At 67.8% G+C, this 20,055-nt stretch carries 23 protein-coding genes; 15 read left to right on the top strand and 8 right to left on the bottom strand.

All coding sequences use genetic code 11. The features are described 5' to 3' along the window. Positions 1 to 5: 5 nt before the first annotated feature. Genes KEC57_RS04475 through KEC57_RS04450 form a run of 6 tightly spaced genes read right to left on the bottom strand, consistent with a single transcriptional unit; the run spans position 6 to position 4,583 of the window. On the bottom strand, positions 6 to 758 hold the full coding sequence (locus KEC57_RS04475) for an urease accessory protein UreD (protein ID WP_229383316.1): 753 nt from the start codon (positions 756 to 758) through the stop codon (positions 6 to 8). After that, the gene (gene ureG, locus KEC57_RS04470; RefSeq protein ID WP_229383315.1) at positions 755 to 1,561 is read right to left on the bottom strand and encodes an urease accessory protein UreG; all 807 of its coding nucleotides are present in this window, start codon (positions 1,559 to 1,561) and stop codon (positions 755 to 757) included. The genes KEC57_RS04475 and ureG overlap by 4 nt, the downstream gene beginning before the upstream one ends. Then, complete coding sequence (locus KEC57_RS04465; RefSeq protein ID WP_229383314.1) at positions 1,554 to 2,228, bottom strand: urease accessory protein UreF; 675 nt, start codon at positions 2,226 to 2,228, stop codon at positions 1,554 to 1,556. The genes ureG and KEC57_RS04465 overlap by 8 nt, the downstream gene beginning before the upstream one ends. Before the next feature lie 8 nt (positions 2,229 to 2,236). After that, complete coding sequence (locus KEC57_RS04460) at positions 2,237 to 3,934, bottom strand: urease subunit alpha (protein WP_229383313.1); 1,698 nt, start codon at positions 3,932 to 3,934, stop codon at positions 2,237 to 2,239. Then, a complete protein-coding gene (ureB, locus tag KEC57_RS04455) occupies positions 3,921 to 4,271 on the bottom strand; it encodes an urease subunit beta (RefSeq protein WP_229383312.1) in 351 nt (116 codons plus the stop codon). The genes KEC57_RS04460 and ureB overlap by 14 nt, the downstream gene beginning before the upstream one ends. Positions 4,272 to 4,280: 9 nt before the next feature. Next, positions 4,281 to 4,583: an urease subunit gamma gene (locus tag KEC57_RS04450; protein WP_229383311.1), complete on the bottom strand. Its 303-nt coding sequence runs from the start codon at positions 4,581 to 4,583 to the stop codon at positions 4,281 to 4,283. Between the two features lie 480 nt (positions 4,584 to 5,063). Here KEC57_RS04450 and urtA point away from each other — a divergent pair, with 480 nt between their 5' ends. From urtA to KEC57_RS04385, 13 genes are all read left to right on the top strand, one after another. After that, positions 5,064 to 6,371, top strand: a complete 1,308-nt coding sequence (gene urtA / locus KEC57_RS04445) for an urea ABC transporter substrate-binding protein (RefSeq protein WP_229383310.1) — start codon at positions 5,064 to 5,066, stop codon at positions 6,369 to 6,371. Positions 6,372 to 6,468: 97 nt separating this feature from the next. Continuing rightward, positions 6,469 to 7,353: an urea ABC transporter permease subunit UrtB gene (gene urtB / locus KEC57_RS04440; RefSeq protein ID WP_229383309.1), complete on the top strand. Its 885-nt coding sequence runs from the start codon at positions 6,469 to 6,471 to the stop codon at positions 7,351 to 7,353. After that, positions 7,350 to 8,453 (top strand): urea ABC transporter permease subunit UrtC, encoded by a 1,104-nt coding sequence (urtC, locus tag KEC57_RS04435; protein WP_229383308.1) that lies wholly within the window; start codon positions 7,350 to 7,352, stop codon positions 8,451 to 8,453. The genes urtB and urtC overlap by 4 nt, the downstream gene beginning before the upstream one ends. Beyond that, the gene (urtD, locus tag KEC57_RS04430) at positions 8,450 to 9,214 is read left to right on the top strand and encodes an urea ABC transporter ATP-binding protein UrtD (protein ID WP_229383307.1); all 765 of its coding nucleotides are present in this window, start codon (positions 8,450 to 8,452) and stop codon (positions 9,212 to 9,214) included. The genes urtC and urtD overlap by 4 nt, the downstream gene beginning before the upstream one ends. 1 nt (position 9,215) lies before the next feature. Next, the gene (locus KEC57_RS04425) at positions 9,216 to 9,902 is read left to right on the top strand and encodes an ATP-binding cassette domain-containing protein (protein WP_229383306.1); all 687 of its coding nucleotides are present in this window, start codon (positions 9,216 to 9,218) and stop codon (positions 9,900 to 9,902) included. A gap of 92 nt (positions 9,903 to 9,994) precedes the next feature. Beyond that, positions 9,995 to 11,698: a purine-cytosine permease family protein gene (locus KEC57_RS04420; protein WP_229383305.1), complete on the top strand. Its 1,704-nt coding sequence runs from the start codon at positions 9,995 to 9,997 to the stop codon at positions 11,696 to 11,698. Next, positions 11,698 to 12,294, top strand: a complete 597-nt coding sequence (locus KEC57_RS04415; RefSeq protein ID WP_229383304.1) for a TetR family transcriptional regulator — start codon at positions 11,698 to 11,700, stop codon at positions 12,292 to 12,294. Before KEC57_RS04420 ends, KEC57_RS04415 begins: the two co-directional genes overlap by 1 nt. Next, positions 12,294 to 12,881, top strand: coding sequence for a TetR/AcrR family transcriptional regulator (locus tag KEC57_RS04410; protein WP_229383303.1), 588 nt, complete (start codon positions 12,294 to 12,296; stop codon positions 12,879 to 12,881). Before KEC57_RS04415 ends, KEC57_RS04410 begins: the two co-directional genes overlap by 1 nt. Before the next feature lie 132 nt (positions 12,882 to 13,013). Continuing rightward, positions 13,014 to 13,862, top strand: coding sequence for a pyruvate, water dikinase regulatory protein (locus KEC57_RS04405; RefSeq protein WP_308187578.1), 849 nt, complete (start codon positions 13,014 to 13,016; stop codon positions 13,860 to 13,862). Between the two features lie 64 nt (positions 13,863 to 13,926). After that, positions 13,927 to 16,314 (top strand): phosphoenolpyruvate synthase, encoded by a 2,388-nt coding sequence (gene ppsA, locus KEC57_RS04400; RefSeq protein WP_229383301.1) that lies wholly within the window; start codon positions 13,927 to 13,929, stop codon positions 16,312 to 16,314. A gap of 53 nt (positions 16,315 to 16,367) precedes the next feature. Further along, positions 16,368 to 16,856: a CinA family protein gene (locus KEC57_RS04395; protein WP_229383300.1), complete on the top strand. Its 489-nt coding sequence runs from the start codon at positions 16,368 to 16,370 to the stop codon at positions 16,854 to 16,856. A gap of 148 nt (positions 16,857 to 17,004) precedes the next feature. Continuing rightward, positions 17,005 to 17,289, top strand: coding sequence for a hypothetical protein (locus KEC57_RS04390; RefSeq protein WP_229383299.1), 285 nt, complete (start codon positions 17,005 to 17,007; stop codon positions 17,287 to 17,289). 40 nt (positions 17,290 to 17,329) lie between these two features. Further along, positions 17,330 to 17,692, top strand: coding sequence for a DUF7882 family protein (locus KEC57_RS04385; protein WP_229383298.1), 363 nt, complete (start codon positions 17,330 to 17,332; stop codon positions 17,690 to 17,692). On the opposite strand, the gene KEC57_RS04380 is transcribed toward KEC57_RS04385, so the two are convergent. Beyond that, complete coding sequence (locus KEC57_RS04380) at positions 17,662 to 17,907, bottom strand: hypothetical protein (protein ID WP_229383297.1); 246 nt, start codon at positions 17,905 to 17,907, stop codon at positions 17,662 to 17,664. The two genes, KEC57_RS04385 and KEC57_RS04380, sit on opposite strands and share 31 nt — an antisense overlap. After that, positions 17,894 to 18,229, bottom strand: a complete 336-nt coding sequence (locus KEC57_RS04375; protein WP_229383296.1) for a DUF7882 family protein — start codon at positions 18,227 to 18,229, stop codon at positions 17,894 to 17,896. Before KEC57_RS04375 ends, KEC57_RS04380 begins: the two co-directional genes overlap by 14 nt. Before the next feature lie 337 nt (positions 18,230 to 18,566). Here KEC57_RS04375 and KEC57_RS04370 point away from each other — a divergent pair, with 337 nt between their 5' ends. Further along, a complete protein-coding gene (locus KEC57_RS04370) occupies positions 18,567 to 19,274 on the top strand; it encodes a GAF and ANTAR domain-containing protein (RefSeq protein ID WP_229383295.1) in 708 nt (235 codons plus the stop codon). Next, a complete protein-coding gene (locus KEC57_RS04365; protein ID WP_229383294.1) occupies positions 19,271 to 20,020 on the top strand; it encodes a GAF and ANTAR domain-containing protein in 750 nt (249 codons plus the stop codon). The genes KEC57_RS04370 and KEC57_RS04365 overlap by 4 nt, the downstream gene beginning before the upstream one ends. Positions 20,021 to 20,055: the final 35 nt, after the last annotated feature.

The raw sequence follows: 20,055 nt of genomic DNA, 5'->3' as shown, positions 1-20,055 counted from the left end.
GGCCTTCATGCAGTGACTTCAACGCGATTCCTTTCCGTTTCAAGGCTCGCGGGAGCGGCGCCGAGACCGCGCTCCTCCGCCAGCGCCGCCCACGCATCCCACACCGGGTCGAGCGGCGAGCCGTGCGTGTGGTCTGAGAGGTGGCGCGCCATCGCTCCGGGGAGATCGAACTCGAGGTCGTGCGGGCGTGCACGCGGGCGGAATCCGACGGCGATCACGGCATCGAGCGTCCGGTTGCCCCCGAGCACTCCCGGTTCGGGTGCGCGGCCGTCTGCCTCCAGCCGCTCGAACAGGATGGGTCCGTCTCCGTCGACGACGGAAAGCTCCGAACTCAACCGGCCACCCCGCTCGCCGTGCCTGCCGAGCACCAACGTCTCGCGGATCACCGCGCGCGCATCGGATCCCAGCGTGAGGGAGCTCCGGCGCTCGACGTCAGCCCCGCCGGTGACGACGAACGGCAGGCCGTGCCAGAGCAGCGTTCCCCCGGCGCCGATCCGCACGTCCAGGTTCCACGACGAGAGCGCACCCGGGTAGGCGACGGTGCCACCGACATCCTCGATCTCAAGAGTGCACGCCGGGCCGACATCGATCCGGATGTCCACGTGGTCGCCGCCGAGGAGCACCATGCCGGCCGCGGTGACGGCGACATGCGCTCGCGTGGCATTCCGCGAGATCAGGCGCGGTGCGAGCGCGCCGACCGCGAGTTCCACGTGCGCGCGTGGCTCGCCCGCGATGACCGCGATGCGTGTCGCGGTCACTCGCCCGCGGTCATCCCCGCACCGGCATGTGCGTGCAGATGCTCGTGGTCGTGGTCGTGCTCCTCGGCGTGCGGGGCATCCTCGGCGTGCGAGTGGATGAATCCGCCCTCGGGATGCTCGTCGTCGGCGTGGAAGTGCGGGGCCATCGGGCCGGGGTCCTGGGCGACGTGCGTGCCCGCCCGATGACTCGTGAGAATGCCGAGCACCCACGCGCGCAGCGCCGCGATCGAGGCGGCGTCATGCCGCGACAGGGCCAGCACGGCGCGGCCTTCGCGCGCCGCTTCGGCATCCGCCACCATCTGCGCCACGTCGACGCCGACATAGGGGGCGAGGTCGGTCTTGTTGACGACGAGCAGGTCGGCCCGGCCGATTCCGGGGCCCCCCTTCCGGGCGACATCGCCGCCGCCCGCGACATCCAGCACGAAGATCTGCGCGTCGACCAGAGCGGGCGAGAAGGTCGCCGTCAAGTTGTCGCCGCCCGACTCGATGAGAACCACATCGAGGGGCGCGAAGTCTCGCTCGAGGTCTTCGGCGGCGAGCAGGTTGGTGGTGATGTCATCGCGAATCGCGGTGTGCGGACAGGCGCCCGTCTCCACGGCGCGGATGCGCTCGGGGTCGAGCACGCCCGCGGAGCGCAGGAACCGGGCATCTTCATCGGTGTAGATGTCGTTCGTGATGACACCGAGGCGCAGCTCGGTGGCCAGCGCCCGGCACACCGTGGCGATGAGCGACGATTTGCCGGTGCCGACGGGGCCGGCGACACCGAGTCGGAGGGCGCGGGGGGCGAGCGGGGAGTCAGGCACGGAAGAGTCTCCTGTTCGTTGTGGCGTGAGCTTCGGTCCACGCCTCGGCTTGGGGGGCGCTGGAGGCAGGGATCGCCTCGGGCGAGTCGAGTGCCGCGAGCTGCGAGATGAGCGGATCGACCGCGGCGCACGCGTCGAGCACGAGGCGCACGCCGTCGACCGGATCGCCGGGCTCGAGCTTGAGCAGAGCCGCGACGCCGCCCGCGATGTCGTCGTAGACCGCGACGCGAATCAGGGCCTCGGGGTCGAGACCTGTGTGAGCGGCGACCGCGCCGAGCACGATCGGCCGAGGAGGCGTTGTCGCGCCACCCGCGGTCAGCGCGACGATCGCCGGAGACTGCGGCCAGAGGCGCTGCGCGAGCCGGAGAAGCCCGCGGCCGAGGTCCGTCGAGGCGGTGCGGGCCGCCCGACTCGGGGTGCGCGCCGCCCACGCCCGTTCCACGGGTGCATACGACTCGCCGCTCAGGCCGGCCCGCCGCGCCACGACCGCCGTCGCGGCATCCACGAGCGTCGTCGTCCGCGCCCGGGCTCGCAGGAATGCGCCGACGTCCGCTCGCGCGAGCCCGCCCTGGAGAGCGGGCTCGACACCCGCCGAGAACGCGTGCCCGCCCGAGGGGAGTCGTGCGTCGGCGAGCAGCAGGGTGACGGTATGCGCGAGGGAGTCCACGGCGAGGCTCAGAAGAGGTTGTACAGCTGAGCCAACGGGAGCGATGCCGCGGGCGACGGCTGGACATCCTCGCCGTCGATCGAGATCTCGAACGTGTCGGGACGGATGCGGATCGACGGCAGAACGTCGTTGTTCTTCATGTCGGCCTTGCCGATATGACGCGTGGGCTCCACCGCTGCCAGTCGGCGCCGAAGACCGAGCGTCTCGGCGAGACCGGCCTCGAGCGCCGCGGGCGAGACGTACGTCACCGAGAGGTCCGCCCCGATCGTGTCACCGAAGGACGGTCGCATCATCACGGGCTGGGGCGTGGGGATCGAGGCGTTCGGGTCGCCGAGCGCGGCCCACGCGATCGCACCGCCCTTGATGACGACGGCGGGCCGGACGCCGAAGAACTTCGGGTCCCACACTGCGAGGTCCGCCAGCCTGCCGACCTCGATCGAGCCCACGTCGTACGCGATCCCGTGAGCGACGGCGGGGTTGATCGTGTACTTCGCGACATAGCGACGGGCGCGCTCGTTGTCGGCCGGCATCCCGCCCCCCAACGGCCCGCGACGGTGCTTCATGACGTGAGCGACCTGCCACGTGCGCGTGACGACTTCGCCGATCCTGCCCATCGCCTGCGCGTCGGACGACGTCACCGACAGTGCCCCGATGTCGTGGAGGATGTCTTCCGCGGCGATCGTGGTGGCACGGATGCGCGACTCCGCGAACGCGAGGTCCTCGGGCACGGCGGGGTTGAGGTGATGGCAGACCATCAGCATGTCGAGGTGCTCCGCGACGGTGTTGACCGTGTGGGGGAGCGTCGGGTTCGTGGACCCCGGGATCACGTTGGGCAGCGCCGCGATCGAGAGGATGTCGGGGGCGTGGCCGCCGCCGGCGCCCTCCACATGGAATGCGTGGATGGACCTTCCGCCCATCGCCGCGATCGTGGACTCGACGAACCCCGCCTCGTTGAGCGAGTCCGAGTGCAGCGCGACCTGCAGGCCCCAGTCCTCGGCCGCGCGCAATGACGCGTCGATGGCGGCGGGGGAGGACCCCCAGTCCTCGTGCACCTTGTAGCCGGCGGCGCCGGCCAGCGCCTGCTCCTCGAGTGCCGCCATCGATACCGTGTTGCCCTTGCCGAGCAGCAGGACGTTGATCGGCAGCGGATCGAGCGCACGGTGCATCGCTGACAGATGCCACGCCCCGGGCGTGACCGTCGTCGCCTTGGATCCCTCCGAGGGTCCGGTGCCGCCGCCCACGATGGTCGTGATGCCGGAGGCGAGAGCCTCGTGGATCTGCGAGGGCGAGAGCAGGTGGACGTGCGAGTCGATCGCGCCCGCCGTGACGATGCGTCCTTCGCCGGAGATGACATCCGTGGAAGGGCCGATGATCATGTCGATGCCGTCGCTGATGTCGGGATTGCCCGCGTGGCCGATTCCGACGATACGACCGTCACGGATGCCGATATCGGCGCGGACGATCCCCCACCAGTCCAGGATGATCGCGTTCGTGATGACGGTGTCGAGGGCCCCGTCCGCGCGGGTGGTCGTCGCCTGCGCCATGGACTCGCGGATCGACTTGCCGCCGCCGAAGACGGCCTCCTCGCCGCCGACGGTGAGATCGCGCTCGATCTGGATCCACAGATCGGTGTCGCCCAGGCGCACCTCGTCTCCTGCCGTGGGGCCGTAGATCGCCGCGTAGCGCGACCGGTCAAGCCACACCATCGAGCAGCTCCTGTCCGTCGGTCTTCATCTGGATGCCGGGAACACGGCGCGCCCCACGCAGGGCCACGGCGTCGAGTTCGCGCGATGCGCCCGGCTCGAAGCGCTGAGACGTGCCGGAGGCGATGTCCAGGCGGAATCCGTGAGCGAGGGCACGGTCGAACTCCAGTGCCGGGTTCACGTCGGGCAGATGGATGTGCGATCCGATCTGGATCGGCCGGTCGCCGGTGTTGACGAATACGAGGCGGATGCGCTCGCTGCCGACCCGGTCGGCGTTCAGCTCGATGCGGCCCGGCTGGATGCGATACGCGCCCGGGCCTTGAGACGATGCGGATGCCACGGCGACTCCTCAGTCGATCGGGTGGTGGACGGTGACGAGCTTGCGACCATCGGGGAAGGTCGCCTCGACCTGCACATCGGCGAGCATCTCGGGAACGCCCGGCATGACCTGCTCTCGGGTGAGCACACGGCGTCCTTCCTGCATGAGGTCGGCCACGGCGCGTCCTTCGCGTGCGCGCTCGATGACCCAGCACGAGAGCAGGGCGACCGTCTCGGGGTGGTTGAGCAGGATGCCGCGCTCGAGGCGGTCGCGCGCGACCATCGCGGCGACCGAGAGGAGCAGCTTTTCTGTCTCGGCGGGGGTGAAGCGCATTCGGGCCTCCGGCTCGGCTCCGCCTGACTCGGCGGTGGATGTCAGAAGTGTGCCATATCGAGCGAGTCCGACGACGGGTCGCGAAAGCCTGAATTGCGGCCTCCGCCCGGACAGTCCCGGAATTACGGGCCTCATGGCCCCGCGCCCGGCGCACGGTTAACAAAACCGGAACAATCGAGAAATGTCAGAGCAATGTCACGGCCCCATGCTGGCAACTACCGCAGCAGTCGGCGATCACCTTCCGCCGATCCAACCGGCACGCGATGCCCCGCACCACACGGCATTGAGACGCACGCACTACCGGCCCACCCCTGCACCACGCCCTGATTCACCGATCAGCCCGTTCCGCCACGTCCGGCACCGCCCTCTTCGGCGTGCCCCGGATCAGTGGCGGCGCGGCGGCGTCATTCGGCGTGCCCGCAGGACGCACCACCCCACCCGAGATCGCACCACCTGCACCACACAGAAACGGAGATCCCCATGGAAACGACACGGACTCGAAGGGCGCGCAGCCTGCTGGCCGTCCCCGCCCTGACGCTGGCGGCGGCCCTCGTGCTCGCCGGCTGTGGTTCCCGCGCCGGCGACGCCGCGGCGCCGACGGAAACCGATGCTGCGGTGTCGGCGAGCTGCATCGACACGTCGGGCGACACGATCAAGCTCGGATTCCTCAACTCGCTGACCGGCGGCATGGCGATCTCGGAGCAGACCGTCTCCAACGTCCTGCACATGGCGGCGGACGAGATCAACGCCGACGGCGGCATCCTCGGCAAGCAGATCGAGTACATCCAGGAGGACGGCGCCACCGACTGGCCGACCTTCGCGGAGAAGACCGAGAAGCTGCTCACCCAGGACTGCGTGGCCGCGATCTTCGGCGGCTGGACCTCGTCGTCCCGCAAGGCCGTCAAGCCGGTCGTCGAGGAGCACAACGGCCTCTTCTTCTACCCGGTGCAGTACGAGGGTCTCGAGTCGTCGCCGAACATCTACTACACCGGTGCCACGACCAACCAGCAGATCATCCCGGCGATGGACTACCTCGCCGCTCAGGGCGTGAAGACGCTGTTCCTGGCAGGCTCGGACTACGTGTTCCCCCGCACCGCGAACGCGATCATCAAGCTGTACGCGGAGGAGCTCGGCATCGAGATCGTCGGCGAGGAGTACGTGCCGCTCGACAAGGACGACTGGACCACTCAGGTGTCGAAGATCGTCGCGGCGGACCCGGACTTCGTCTTCAACACGATCAACGGCTCGTCGAACGTCGGCTTCGTCAAGGCCTACTACGACGCAGGCCTCACCCCCGAGACGACCCCGATCATCTCGGTCTCGATCGCCGAGGAGGAGGCGCCGGCCATGGGGCACGAGGTCACCGGCAACTACGCGTCGTGGAACTACTTCCAGTCGATGGACACCCCCAACAATCCCGCCTTCATCGAGCGCTGGCAGGCCTACCCCGACAGCAGCGGGGTGACCTCCGACCCGATGGAGGCCGCGTACATCTCGCTCTACCTCTATAAGGCACTGGTCGAGGCGGCCGGGTCCTTCGAGGTCGACGACGTCAACGCCGCCGCCGCCGAAGGCGGAATCACCGTCGACGCGCCGGAGGGTGTCGTCACGCTGGACGGCGAGAACCACCACATCTCCAAGCCGGGCAACATCGGCCGGATCAACGCCGACAACCAGTTCGACATCGTCTGGTCCTCCGATGAATTCATCGAGCCGGACCCGTACCTCGAGGGCTACGACTGGTTCCCCGCCGACGTGCGCGATGCTCTCGTAGCCGCCGCGGGCTGATCGTCCACCCCGCGTGGGGTCCTGTGCCCGGTCGGGCACAGGACCCCACGCTCCACCCCCGCCTCCAGATCTCCTTACTCACAGAGAGCGACAGCACGTGGATGCACTCATACCGCCGCTACTGAACGGCACCGCGCTGGGTGCGCTGCTGCTGCTCGCCGCGCTCGGACTCACCCTCACCTTCGGTCAGATGGGGGTGATCAACATGGCGCACGGCGAGTTCATCATGGCCGGCGCCTTCATCGCCTATATGACCCAGCTGGTGGTCACCTCCAGCAACGTCTCGATCCTGCTGGCACTGCCGCTCGCCTTCGTCGGCGCGGGCCTGCTCGGACTTCTGCTGGAGATCGGCATCATCCAATGGATGTACCGACGACCCCTCGACACACTGCTGGTGACGGTCGGCGTGGCGCTGATCCTGCAGCAGATCGCCCTTCAGATCTTTCCGGCGCAGGGCGTCCCCGTCGAAGCCCCCGACTGGCTGGCGGGGCAGATCAATGTCTTCGGTTACGCGTGGCCCCTTCGCCAGGTGTTCACCATCGTTCTCGCAGCGCTGTGCCTGGCGGCCCTCGCCGCATGGCTCAAGTACTCGTCCTTCGGGCGCCGCATCAGAGCGACGGTCCAGAACCGGGACCTCGCCGAGACCAGCGGAATCCGCACCCGCAATATCGACCGCATCACCTTCTTCGTGGGGTCCGGTCTCGCGGGCGTGGCCGGCGTCGCCGCATCCCTGATCGGCGGCACGAATTCTCAGATGGGCACGCAGTACATCATCCCGGCCTTCCTCGTCGTCGTCGCCGGCGGCGTCGGCCAGATCAAGGGCACCGTCATCGCGGCGTGGGCCCTGGGCATCGCGCTGTCCTACTTCGCCGACTGGACGACCGGAAGCATGGCGCAAGTGCTGGCCTTCGTGCTCCTGGTGGTGTTCCTGCAGTTCCGTCCACAGGGCCTGTTCACGGTCCGTACCCGGGGGTTGACATGACGAAACTGAAGCCCTGGCTTCCACTCATCGGCATCGGCGTGTTCGCCGTGCTGCTGCTGGTCGTCGCACCCAGCGTGCTGTCGATGCACTGGCTCAACAACCTCGGCAAGTACTGCTGCTGGGCGATCGCGGCCGTCGGGATCGGCCTGGCCTGGGGGCGAGGCGGAATGCTGGTCCTGGGGCAGGGGGTCTTCTTCGGGCTCGGTGCGTACGCGATGGCGATGCACCTCACGCTGGAGGGCACACCGGCCGGCAGCCTTCCCGTCTTCATGATCCTGTATGACCCGTCGGGGTCGCTTCCCCCGTTCTGGGAGCCGTTCCGCAGTGACGCGTTCACGCTCGCGGCGATCGTGGTGCTCCCGGTGATCGTCGCGGGAGTTCTCGGCTACGCCCTCTTCAAGCGCAGGATCAAGGGCGCGTACTTCGCCATCCTGTCGCAGGCGCTCGCGGTGGCACTCGCCGTGCTCATCAGCTCGACGATCCGCGAAACCGGAGGGGACACGGGTCTCAGCGACTTCAAGTACTTCTTCGGATTCGTCTTGGACGACGATGCGAACAAGGTCATGGTGTTCATGATCGCCGCCGCCCTGCTCATCGTGTGCCTGCTGGTCGTATGGCAGCTCAACCGCAGCCGCTTCGGCGAGCTTCTGATCGCGACACGGGATGCCGAGGAGCGCGTGCGGTTCCTGGGCTACGACCCCGCCAACATCAAGCTGGTCGCCTATGTGGTCGCCGCGCTCATGGCGAGCATCGCGGGTGCGATGTTCGTGCCGATCGTCGGCATCATCACGCCGGCGGAGATCGGCGCGTCTGCCTCGATCCTCATGATCGCAGGCGTGGCGCTCGGCGGCCGCGCCTCGCTGTTCGGCCCGGCTCTGGGAGCGATGGCGATCGGATGGGGGCAATCGAGCCTCGGCTCGAGTTGGCCCGACGGGTGGGTCTACATCCTCGGTCTCGTGTTCATCCTGGTGACGCTGTTCCTCCCGATGGGGCTTTCCTCGCTCTTCGGAAAGGCGAAGGGCCTGGTGTGGCGCTCACGCGCCGCACCGGTCGAACCCGCTCCCGTCGCCGCACCCGAACTCGAAGAGGTGAACAGATGACCGGCACAGATGGTGCGCTCGTCGTGGAGGATCTCCGTGTCGCATTCGATGGGTTCGTCGCCGTCGACGGCGTCTCCTTCGATGCTCATCCCGGTGAGGTCCGATTCCTCATCGGCCCGAACGGTGCCGGTAAGACGACGTGCATCGACGCCATCACCGGTCTTTCCAAGGGCACCGGATCAGTCATGCTCGGCGGTCAGGAGCTGCTCGGCAAGTCCACGCAGAAGATCGTCCGGCTCGGAGTCGGCCGCACCTTCCAGACCGCGAGTGTGTTCGAGCAGCTCTCGGTCCTGCAGAATCTCGACATCGCCGCAGGGCTTCACCGTTCGTCGCTCTCGCTGCTGCGAGCGCGCCGTCGCGTCGACCCGTCGATCGAGGTCGCGCTGGAGGAGACCGGACTCAGCGACGAGCGCGAGACGCCCGCCGGAATCCTGAGCCACGGCCAGAAGCAGTGGCTGGAGATCGGGATGATGCTGGTGCAGGAGCCGCGGGCGCTGCTGCTGGACGAACCAGTCGCGGGCATGAGCCAGGACGAACGGACCGCCACGGGTGAACTGCTGCAGCGCATCGCCGAGCGCCGCACCGTTCTCGTCGTCGAGCACGACATGGACTTCATGCGTCGCTACGCGTCGCGCGTCACGGTGCTGCACCAGGGCAAGCTTCTCTCGGAAGGAACCGTCGTGCAGGTACAGGCCGACCCCAAGGTGCAGGAGGTCTACCTCGGTACCACCGGAGCAGTCATGCAGGGAGAGGGATCCTGAGATGCTCGAGATGAACGAGATCCAGGCCGGCTACGGCCGCACGCTGGTTCTGCACGGCGTCACGTTGCCCCGCTCGGACAACGTCGTCGCCGTCCTCGGCCATAACGGGGCCGGCAAGTCGACGCTGCTGCGTGTCGCGATCGGGCTCATCAAGCCGCGCAGCGGCCAGGTGATCTTCGACGGCGAAGACGTCACGTCGCTGGCGCCCAACAAGCGCGTCGCGCGCGGGATGGCGTATGTGCCACAGGGGCAGCAGTCCTTTCCCCAGTTGACGACGATGGAGAACCTGCAACTCGTCGCCGACGGTCGCAAGGGCGGCAAGGCGCTCATCGCCCAGCAGCTGGCGCGCTTTCCCGCCCTGGAGAAGTTCGCCACCCGCAAGGCCGGCCTGCTCTCGGGCGGCCAGCGCCAGCAGCTGGCGATCGCCCGTGCTCTCATCACCGAGCCGAAGCTGCTCATCCTCGACGAACCGACCGAGGGCATCCAGCCGACGATCGTCGCGGAGATCGAGCACACCGTGATGCAGCTCGCGAGCGAAGGACTCTCCGTTCTGCTCGTCGAGCAGCACATCGGATTCGCACTGGAGGCGGCCGACAAATATCTCGTGCTCGCGAGTGGCTTCGCGTCGAGCACCGGTGAGGGAGGTGCGTTCGCCGCGGAAGGCGTGCGCGCTGCGATGGCGATCTGACGGCGTGCGCTGAAAGCGCTCACTGCGCGCAACGCGTCTGTAACACGGGGGCGCCACAATGGGCGCTACGTGCGAGGCGCAGGGAGTGCGACGTGGCGAGGGCAGACAACGCGCGGGCAGCCGCCGAGGACAGCCTCGAAGACTATGCCTTCCGCTATGTCCCACGGACGTTCCGGCGGTGGAGCGCGGGCTCGATCGGGGTCACGGCCCTGGGCTCGATCGCCTTCCTCGCCGACTTCTCGATCGGGGCCAGCATCGGGATCGAGCACGGCACGAACAACGCCGTGCTCGGCATCCTGTTCGCGTCGGTCACGATCTTCCTCGTGGGCCTGCCGATCGCGTACTACGCCGCGCGCTACAACCTCGATCTGGATCTGATCGCGCGCGGGTCGGGTTTCGGCTATTACGGCTCATCGATCACGACCGTGATCTTCGCCGTGTTCACGTGCATCTTCTTCGCCCTCGAGGGGGCGATCATGGCGCAGGGGCTCCACATCGTGATCGCCATCCCGCTGCCCATCGGCTACCTCATCTCCACCGTGGTGGTGATCCCGATCGTGATCTACGGGATGCGCGCCCTGGAGCGCCTGCAGTTCTGGACGACTCCGCTGTGGCTCGCGCTGGCGCTGCTGCCGCTCCTGTGGGTGATCGTGTCCGACCCCGGCGCGGTGAGCGCCTTCGTGACGTTCACGGGCGCGTCCGATGGTGCCGTGAGCTTCGAGGCGGTCGTCGCCAGCGCCGCCGTCTGCTTCGCACTGACACCGCAGCTGGCGGAGCAGATCGACGTGATCCGGGCGATGCCGCCGCGCACCCGCGCGAATCGGCGGTCCTGGTGGGCATCACTGCTGTTCGCCGGGCCCGGCTGGGTGCTCTTCAGCGGTATCAAGCAGGTCATCGGCGTCTTCCTCGCGGTGTACCTGATCACCCGCGTCGACCCGGATCTCGGCAAGCAGGCGGCCGAGCCGGTCCGTCAGTTCATCGGGTTGTACGAGGCGATCATGCCCGAGTGGCTCGCGGTATCGCTCGCGCTCGTGCTGGTGGTCATCGCACAAGTCAAGATCAACGTGACCAACGCATATTCGGGGTCGCTGGCGTGGTCGAACGTCTACACGCGCCTGACCAAGACGTACCCCGGTCGGTCGGTGTTCATCTTCTTCAATCTCGCCATCGCGCTGGGACTGATGTGGATGGACGTCTTCAGCCTCATCAGCTTCGTTCTGAGCCTCTACGCGAATGTCGTGATGGCGTGGCTGGTCACGATCGCCGCCGACATCGTGATCAACAAGCACCTCCTGCACATCTCGCCGATCTACCCGGAATTCCGTCGCGGGATGCTGCACGACTGGAACCCCGTCGGGCTGGTCTCGGTGAGTCTGGCGTCCGTCCTCTCGCTCGCCGCGTTCGGAGGGCTCTTCGGTGAGTCCGTACGGCCGTTCTCGGTGCTGATCGCCATCGGCGTCGCCGTGATCACGACCCCGCTCATGGCCCTGGCCACGCGCGGCCGGTTCTACCTGCGGCGCCAGACGGATGGCATCGCCTCGCCGATCATCGACGCCGACGGCAACCCGTCGGGCGAGCGACTTCGCTGCCACGTCACCGGCTACATCTTCGAGCGCCCGGATATGCTGGCATCAGCCGAGCGCGGACCGCAGGGAGAGCTTCAATACGTGTCGTCGCTCGCGCTGACGCTGGATGGCTCCGACGAGTACGTGCTGACGCCCGAACCGGCGGAGCTTCGCCCGAAGGTGCGCGGCCGAGAGGTCGCCCAGCATCCGGATCGGAGGGGAGGACGGTGATGGCCGAGACAGTCGACACTCCGACCGCCATTCTGGCCAGTGCCGCAGCATCCCTGCGTGAGCACACGTTCGACGACATCTCTTATCGCGCTCTCGGCGATGCCGTGGGCGTGTCGGAGCGCACGGTGTACCGGCAGTACCCTACGCGTCCGCATCTGCTCGAGAGCCTTGCCGGCTGGATCGAAGACACGGAGTTCCGCCTGCCGGACTTCGTGACGATCCCGCAGTTCCAGTCGGCGGTCGCCGACCGATTCCGCGCCTTCGACGCGGCTCCGGCCTTCGCGTTCGTCTGCGCCCGGGCGGCATCCATCTCACCGACGGGCGATGCCGAGCCGACGTTCCTGACCCGCACGATCGTGGCGATGCTCGAGACGGCGTACCCCCGGCTGAACGATCGTGATCTGCACCGCGCCGCCGCGACGCTGCGCTACTTCGCGTCGGCGCAGTTCTGGGCGCGGATGCGCACGGGGTTCGACATGAGCGCCCGCGAGACCGCCGAGGTGTTCGATCGCACGGTCGAACGCGCGCTCGCCGCGCTTCCCGCGGTGACGCCTGCGGACCGCCTGAGCCCGTCGATGGCGCAGCGGCAGGACTGATGTCCGCCGAGGCGGACGGCACGCCCCCCAGCGCGGCCGAACTGAATCGCACGCAGGAGGCGATCCTCGCCGCCTACACGGAACTCATCGAAGAACTCGGCACAGACGACGTGTCGTTCCGGCTCATCGCGCGGCGCGCGGGCGTCGGAGAGCGCACCGTCTTCCGCAACTATCCGACGCGCGTGGACCTGCTGCTGGCTACCGCGGCGTGGATCGAGCGAAGCGTCTTCGCTCGCCAGGATTCGCCGTCGATCTTCGACATGCCTCTGGTGATCCGCGAGGCGATGGAGCTCTACGACCGACGGCCCGAACTTGCCCATGTCGTCGCCGAGACGGCGATGCGCGGAGTGAGCGGCACCGCCCCGACGCCGCGGCGGGAGCACCTGGAGGCGATGCTGAGCGCGGAGGTGCCGTCGCTCGACGAGGCCGAGCGCCGCACGATCGTCGCGGCCCTGGCGCACATCGACTCGGCCGCGACCTGGGTCACGCTCCGGCGCGAGCTCGGGATGGATCGGCGCGATATCGCCGACGCCGCAGTCTGGGCCGCCGAGGCCGTGCTCGACCCGATCCGTGGACGCGTCGGCTGAAGCACCCTTCGGGTGCGCCCGGGGATCTTGTCAGCCGCGCAAGTTCCACAGTTCTTGCGCGCCATTGAGCTGCTTATTGATTCCGCTTCTTCCCTAGCCTGACAAGACACCGCTCTCGGGAAGGGGCAGCTCATCTCGCTTTCGACGTCAGACGCCTCGCGCTCGGTCGGGGTCGTCACGCGCAAGGCCTTCTTCGTGTCGGACAGCACGGGGATCACGGCCGAGACGCTGGGCAGCGCGCTGCTGGCGAACTTTCCGGGCGTGGTGTTCCGCCGTCACACCGTCCCCTTCGTGGACACGGTCGCGGGGGCTCGCAACGTGATTCGCGACATCGAGGCCGCCCAGGCGGGCGGTGCCGGGGCGATCGTCTTCGCGACCGTGAAGTCGCCCGAGATCCTGCGCGAGTTCGAGTCGTCCGGCGCGGTCGTGATCGATCTCCTCGGCGGCCACCTGCGAGAGCTGGAAGCGGCACTGGGCAGCACCGCGTCGGAGCAGCTGGGGCAATTCCACGGGGTGGGCGACATCGAGCGGTACTTCGCGCGGATGCGCGCGGTGGAGTACGCGATCGAGCACGACGACGGGCAGAGCATGCGCGCGCTGGACATCGCGGATGTCATCATCGTGGCGCCGTCTCGCTGCGGCAAGACGCCGACGACGATGTACCTAGCGCTGCAGTACGGCCTTCTGGTCGCCAATTACCCGCTGACGGACGACGACTTCCCCTCAGACGGGCTGCCGGCGCCCGTGTCGCGGTTCGTCGACAAATGCTTCGGCTTGACGACGACGCCGCTGCGGCTGAGTCAGGTGCGCCACGAGCGGCGCCCGAGCTCGACCTACGCATCACTGGCGCAGTGCACCCTCGAGCTCCGCCGGGCAGAGGACCTGTACCGGCGCAACAGGGTGCCGTTCCTCAACTCCTCGACGAAATCCGTCGAGGAGATGTCGGCGGTGATCATGCAGTCCATGCGACTGCGCAGCTGATCACCGCCTGTCCCGACCCGCGCACGGCCCACACGGCACGGCGCACGACGATCAGGAGACCCGCATGACGAACATCCTCTGGTTCCACGAGATCGGCATGACCGACGTCGCCCAGGTGGGGGGCAAGAACGCCTCATTGGGTGAGATGGTCTCGAATCTGTCGGATGCCGGTGTCAGCGTGCCGGGCGGCTTCGCGACCACGGCCGATGCGTACCGGGAGTTCCTCGCGGCGGATGGTCTCTACGAGCGCATCCGACAGGCCGTGGAAGCGTTGGACGTGACCGATGTGGCAGAGCTCGCCAGGGTCGGCGCGACCGTCCGCGAGTGGATCGAGCAGCAGCCGCTGCCGGCGCAGTTCGAGTCCGACATCCGCTCCGCATATGCCGCGCTCCTCGACGACGACCTGCAGTCGGAGTCCGTCTCCTGGGCCGTGCGCTCCAGCGCCACGGCAGAGGACCTGCCCGATGCGTCCTTCGCCGGGCAGCAGGAGACGTTCCTGAACATCAGCGGCGTCGAGAACATCCTCACCGCCATCCGGAGCGTGTTCGCGTCGTTGTACAACGACCGGGCGATCGCGTACCGCGTCCACCACGGATTCGATCACCATGACGTCGCGCTGTCGGCGGGAATCCAGCGGATGGTCCGCTCGGACGTCGGGGCCTCGGGCGTGCTGTTCACGGTCGACACCGAGTCCGGGTTCGACCGGGCGGTGTTCGTCACCAGCTCGTACGGCTTGGGCGAGGCCGTCGTGCAGGGCGCGGTCAACCCGGATGAGTTCTACGCGTACAAGCCGGCGCTGCGCGAAGGGCGTCCGGCGATCCTGAAGCGGTCGGTGGGCGAGAAGGCCGTGAAGATGGTCTACGCCGACGGCACGCACGCGGGTGCGAGCACGGTCTTCACCGATGTGGCGCACGCGGAACGCTCGCGCTTCAGCATCACGGATGCCGATGTGGAGGAGCTCGGGCGGCAGGCGCTGACCATCGAGGAGCACTACGGGCGTCCGATGGACATCGAGTGGGGCAAGGACGGTCTCGACGGCAAGCTCTACATCCTGCAGGCGCGGCCCGAGACCGTGGTGTCCCGCGTCGACGGGAACGTGACGCGCCGATTCGTTCTCGAAGAGCCCGGCACCGCCATCACCATCGGGCGGGCCATCGGGCAGAAGATCGGCGCGGGCCCCGTGCGGGTGATGACGTCGCTCGCGCAGATGGACACCTTCCGCAAGGGCGACGTGCTGGTCGCCGACATGACCGACCCGGACTGGGAGCCGATCATGAAGCTCGCCTCCGCGATCGTGACCAACCGTGGCGGGCGCACCTGTCATGCGGCGATCATCGCCCGCGAACTCGGCATTCCCGCTGTCGTCGGCACCGGCGACGCGACCAGCATCCTGTCGGACGGTCGCGAGGTGACCGTCTCCTGCGCGGAAGGCGACAACGGGTTCGTCTACGAGGGCATCCTGCGCTTCGACGAAGTGGTCACCCGCCTCGATGAGATGCCCGAGAGCCCGACCAAGATCATGCTGAACGTGGGAACCCCCGACCAGGCGTTCGCATTCTCGAAGCTGCCGAACAAGGGCGTCGGACTCGCGCGACTCGAGTTCGTGATCAACCGGCAGATCGGCATCCACCCGCGCGCGCTGCTCGACCACGACACCCTCGAGCCCGAGCTGAAGGCGGAGATCGCCGAGCGCATCGCCGCCTACGCATCGCCGCGCGACTACTTCGTGCAGCGCGTCGCCGAAGGCGTAGCGATGCTGGCCGCGGCGTTCGCACCCGAACCGGTGATCGTGCGCCTCTCGGACTTCAAGTCCAACGAGTACGCGAACCTCATCGGCGGCGAACTGTACGAGCCGCACGAGGAGAACCCGATGCTCGGCTACCGGGGTGCATCCCGCTACATCTCGGCAGATTTCCGGGAGTGCTTCGACATGGAGTGCGAGGCGCTGAGATTCGTGCGGGACGAGATGGGGCTCACGAACGTCGAGATCATGGTGCCGTTCGTGCGCACCGTCGGTGAGGCCCATGCCGTCATCGAGCTGCTCGGCGAGAACGGCCTGCGTCGTGGCGAGAACGGGCTGCGGGTCATCATGATGTGCGAGCTGCCTTCCAACGCCGTCCTCGCCGACGAGTTCCTCGAGTATTTCGACGGGTTCTCCATCGGCTCCAACGACATGACGCAGCTCACGCTGGGCCTGGACCGTGACTCCGGCCTCGTCGCGGCGACGTTCGACGAACGCGACCCGGCGGTGCTCAAGATGCTCTGGATGGCGATCGCCGCCTGCCGCCGCGCGGGCAAATACGTCGGAATCTGCGGACAAGGACCCAGCGACCACCCCGACCTCGCCGAATGGCTCGTCGACCAGGGCATCGAATCCATGTCTCTCAATCCCGACACCGTTGTGGAGACCTGGTTGCGACTCGCCAAGCGGCCCGCCGTGCTCTCGGCCTGAGCCAGCCGACCGATCGCGAGACATGCAGGCCGCGAGCGTGCTGGAATGGTCCGGTGACATCGACCAGCGCCGACCGTATCGGCACGCTCGCGACTGAGCGCGGGATCAAGGTGGCGGTGGCCGAGTCCTTGACCAGCGGTCTCGTGGCGGCGGCGGTCGGGAAGGGCGCGGATGCCGCGGAGTGGTTCGCCGGTGGCATCGTGGCCTACCAGACCGAGGTCAAGCAGCGGCTGCTGGGCGTGAGCGGCGGGACGGACCCCTGCTCAGCGGAGTGCGCCGCCCAGCTCGCACGCGGGGCGCGCGAACTGCTCGACGCCGACATCGCGGTATCGACGACGGGCGTCGGCGGACCGGATCCCGAGGACGGGCACGCACCCGGGACCGTCTTCGTGGGCTGGTCGTTCGGGGATCGCGCCGGCGCGCGCCGGCTCGCGATCGAGGGCGGGCCGGAAGAGGTCTTGGAGCGTGCGGTCGATGAGGCGCTGCGGATCCTCGTCGCCTTGGCGCACGGCGACGAGCCGGTTCAGCCCCGCGGCGACTAGGACACACGCCGCTCGGATGTCAAGCCCCTCGGCGGGTCATCGGTGAGGCCGCATGCTCGTTGCCAGCAGGGCAGTCGGCGCTCGATGCGGATGCTCGACGATGAGCATTCGCATCGGGTGGGCGCCGCGCGGATCAAGGAGGACCACCGTGGATCTTGGCGTTGTTCACCAGTTGGAGTTCGTTCCCCTCAGCCCGGGCGGCTGGCGCCTCTGCGATCGCAGCGTCTCGTCCAACGATCCCGCGAGCGTGGTCGCATACGTCGAGGAGCGACGCGGCGCACTGACGGTGGTCTGGCTGGTCGGCCAGAGAGCTCCCTCACGCGCAGCCGATCTCGGCGAGGTGCTGCTCCAGGCGATCGATCGGGTGTCACGCCCCTCGCAGCCGAGGGCGCGTCCGTTCCCGATTCCGCATCGTGCGCCGCTGATGGGCTGAAAGTCCGCGCGAGGGCCGCTTCCGGGTCTATGGTGTGGCTGTGGGGACCATCTATTACGGAGGGTCGGCGACACCGATCCATATCGAGGACCGGGCGCTCGCCCACCTCAAGGTGGTGATCGCGACAAAGCTGCGTCGCGGGGAGAGCTTCACGGTGTCGTGGAAGCATCCCGACGATCAGCCGCGCGGACGCAGCACCGTATGGCTGCATCCCTCGATTCCGCTGCGCTTCGTCTTCGACGAACCCGATCCGCCCGAACTCAGCCGGGCATGGATCGAGGACCTCGCGAACTCGGCCAACTCGTCGGGCGGCATCACGCTCGTCGCCGAGCACTTCGACGCGGCGCCGGTCGAGGCCGCGGACAACGCCCCTCAGGTCGTCGAGGTCGCAGAAGAATCCTGAGGTTCGTCGGCTGATCCGGGAATCGGGATGACGGCGACCTGAACGCCCGGGGTGATCAGCAGCATGGCGTCGCGGCGCATGCCCTCACCGTCGTTGACCTTCATCCAGTGGTGCCCGCTGGTGACCCCCCGCATGATCTCGTCCAGGACGTCGTCGAGTTCGCGCCCTCCGACGCTGTAGGACTGTCCGCCGTAGACGATGTCAATGCGCTTCATCGGTGCTGGCCCGTTCCTCGGTGTGCTCGGGAGGTTCGGGCACGATGTACAAACCGGTGGTGGAATTGGCCGTGTAGATGAGCGCCTCTATCCAGGCGCGATTGATCTGCGGATGCCTGCTGCCATAGAACTTGTAGACCAGCGATGCGCCGGAGTGAACCCAGATCGTGGTGCGGCCGTTCCCGATGCTGGGGTCGTCCTTCCAGCTGAAGTAGAAGGACTCGCCACGACGCAGCTTCGAACCGATCACCACCATGAGGTGTGAAAGGACGCGGTCGTCGAAGTCGACCTTGACCGTACCCTCGTAGATGAACTTCCCCATGAGGCCTCCGTCTCGGGAGTCGGACGAACGGCCGACACGCGGAAATCCGATCCCCGTCTCGGCGACGAGCGCCTGACCCAAGAATGCACCTGACCGCCGCTCTTTCGCGCCCCCTTGACAGTCCGAGGGGGTGCGACTATCCGGGCGATCCGCCTGAAGCACTCTCCCGACCCGGGTTCGGATGCATCGCGCGTGCTAGCACCGCGCGTGATGGCGGTCAACCCGCTCGTAGCTCCGGTCATCGACGGTCACGCTGGAACGGCCTTCTCGACGACCGATCTCATCCGCCCGACAGGTGGGCAGACTCCTGTCGCGCCGGTAACGTGGAGGAAGGAGAATGATGGGCAGCAACTTCGCCGCAGCACTGGCGCACCTGGAGCAGTCCGGCGGCCGGCCGGAGGACTTCAGCGTTCCGTTCGTCGAGTTTCTTCCGATCACCGGTGCGGCCGTGTCGACCCTCGGTGATGTTCTCGGCAGCGAGACACTCTCGGCGAGCGACGAGCGAGCGGCTCGCCTCGACGAGCTGCAATTCGATCTCGGCGAAGGGCCGTGCTGGGATGCTCTGCGCTCGGCGCATCCGGTGGCCGCGGCATCCCTCCGTGTCGATGGTCGCAAGCGATGGCCGGCGTTCGTCGGCGCACTCGAAGGTGAAGACGTCAATTCGCTGTTCGCGTTCCCGCTGCTGGTGGGTCCGCTCCGACTCGGCGCCGTCGACCTCTATTCCCGCGAACCGACGGTGCTGAACGCGGATCACGAGCATCGAGCGGCGGCGCTGGCCTACGTGATCAGCCGGCACGTCCTGCGGCTGGCGCTCGACGATCACGCGCGAGAGGAGCCCCTTCAGCAGCCGCTCTCGCGACGCGTGGTGCACCAGGCCACCGGGGTCGTCCTGGCGCAGCTCGAAATGTCCGCCGACGATGCGCGTCTGGTCATCCAGGGACAGGCTTTCGCGATGGGACGCGCGATGACGGATGTCGCCGAAGACATCGTCGCCGGCCGTCTCCGGTTCACCCGGCAGGACGACAGGATCGAGGTGGAATCATGACGAGCAAGACGTCACGCGACAGTCGGATCCTGCAGACCTTCGCCATGCTGGCCGACACCCTGGTCGATGACTACGACGTCGTCGATCTGCTCCAATCGCTCGTCGACGCGTGCCGCGACGTGCTCGATATCTCGGCCGCCGGCATCCTCCTCGCGGACGATCAGGGAGAGCTGCAGGTCGTCGCGTCCACGAGCGAGGCCAGCCGCCTCGTCGAGATCATGCAGCTCGGCGCGCAAGCCGGTCCCTGCATCGAGTGCTATCGCACCGGAGCCGCGGTATCGGTGGCCTCGATCGCGTCCGTCTCGGGGGAGTGGACCGCATTCCGCGACAGCGCGATCGCCAACGGCTTCGGTGCGACCGACGCCGTGCCCCTGCGCCTGCGCGACACCACGATCGGTGCCCTGAACCTCCTTCGTGAAGAGGAGGGATCGACGCAGGAGTTCGACGTGATCGCGGCCCGGGCCTTCGCCGATGTCGCGACGATCGGCATCCTGCACGAGCGCTCGCTTCGCGAGTCCGAACTGCTCGCGCGGCAGTTGCAGCAGGCGCTGCAGTCGCGCATCACGATCGAGCAGGCCAAGGGCGTCGTGTCGCACACGAATGGCGTTCCGATTGACGATGCATTCCAGATCATCCGCTCTTACGCTCGACGAAATCAACTTCCGCTGAGCAGCGTCGCGGCGAGACTGGTCAATCGCGAGCTTCGCATCGATGGCCCGTCCGGTGAAGGGATTGCCCGCTCATGACCCGATTCGCGGGCGTAAACTGGTGCTACGCCCCA

It is taken from the genome of Microbacterium allomyrinae, from assembly GCF_020682705.1.
GTDB classification, from domain to species: domain Bacteria; phylum Actinomycetota; class Actinomycetes; order Actinomycetales; family Microbacteriaceae; genus Microbacterium; species Microbacterium allomyrinae.
Note: the sequence above shows the minus strand (reverse complement) of the source record. Positions and strands in the feature narration are given on the sequence as shown.

Coding starts and splice junctions, on each gene's coding strand:
- KEC57_RS04460 (WP_229383313.1), bottom strand. CDS start 3,934: ATGGTGTGGCTTGACCGGTCGCGCTACGCGGCGATCTACGGCCCCACG.
- KEC57_RS04410 (WP_229383303.1), top strand. CDS start 12,294: ATGTCCGCCGAGGCGGACGGCACGCCCCCCAGCGCGGCCGAACTGAAT.
- KEC57_RS04425 (WP_229383306.1), top strand. CDS start 9,216: ATGCTCGAGATGAACGAGATCCAGGCCGGCTACGGCCGCACGCTGGTT.
- urtD (WP_229383307.1), top strand. CDS start 8,450: ATGACCGGCACAGATGGTGCGCTCGTCGTGGAGGATCTCCGTGTCGCA.
- urtC (WP_229383308.1), top strand. CDS start 7,350: ATGACGAAACTGAAGCCCTGGCTTCCACTCATCGGCATCGGCGTGTTC.
- KEC57_RS04450 (WP_229383311.1), bottom strand. CDS start 4,583: ATGCGCTTCACCCCCGCCGAGACAGAAAAGCTGCTCCTCTCGGTCGCC.
- KEC57_RS04415 (WP_229383304.1), top strand. CDS start 11,698: ATGGCCGAGACAGTCGACACTCCGACCGCCATTCTGGCCAGTGCCGCA.
- urtA (WP_229383310.1), top strand. CDS start 5,064: ATGGAAACGACACGGACTCGAAGGGCGCGCAGCCTGCTGGCCGTCCCC.
- ppsA (WP_229383301.1), top strand. CDS start 13,927: ATGACGAACATCCTCTGGTTCCACGAGATCGGCATGACCGACGTCGCC.
- KEC57_RS04370 (WP_229383295.1), top strand. CDS start 18,567: ATGATGGGCAGCAACTTCGCCGCAGCACTGGCGCACCTGGAGCAGTCC.
- KEC57_RS04375 (WP_229383296.1), bottom strand. CDS start 18,229: ATGGGGAAGTTCATCTACGAGGGTACGGTCAAGGTCGACTTCGACGAC.
- KEC57_RS04380 (WP_229383297.1), bottom strand. CDS start 17,907: ATGAAGCGCATTGACATCGTCTACGGCGGACAGTCCTACAGCGTCGGA.
- KEC57_RS04365 (WP_229383294.1), top strand. CDS start 19,271: ATGACGAGCAAGACGTCACGCGACAGTCGGATCCTGCAGACCTTCGCC.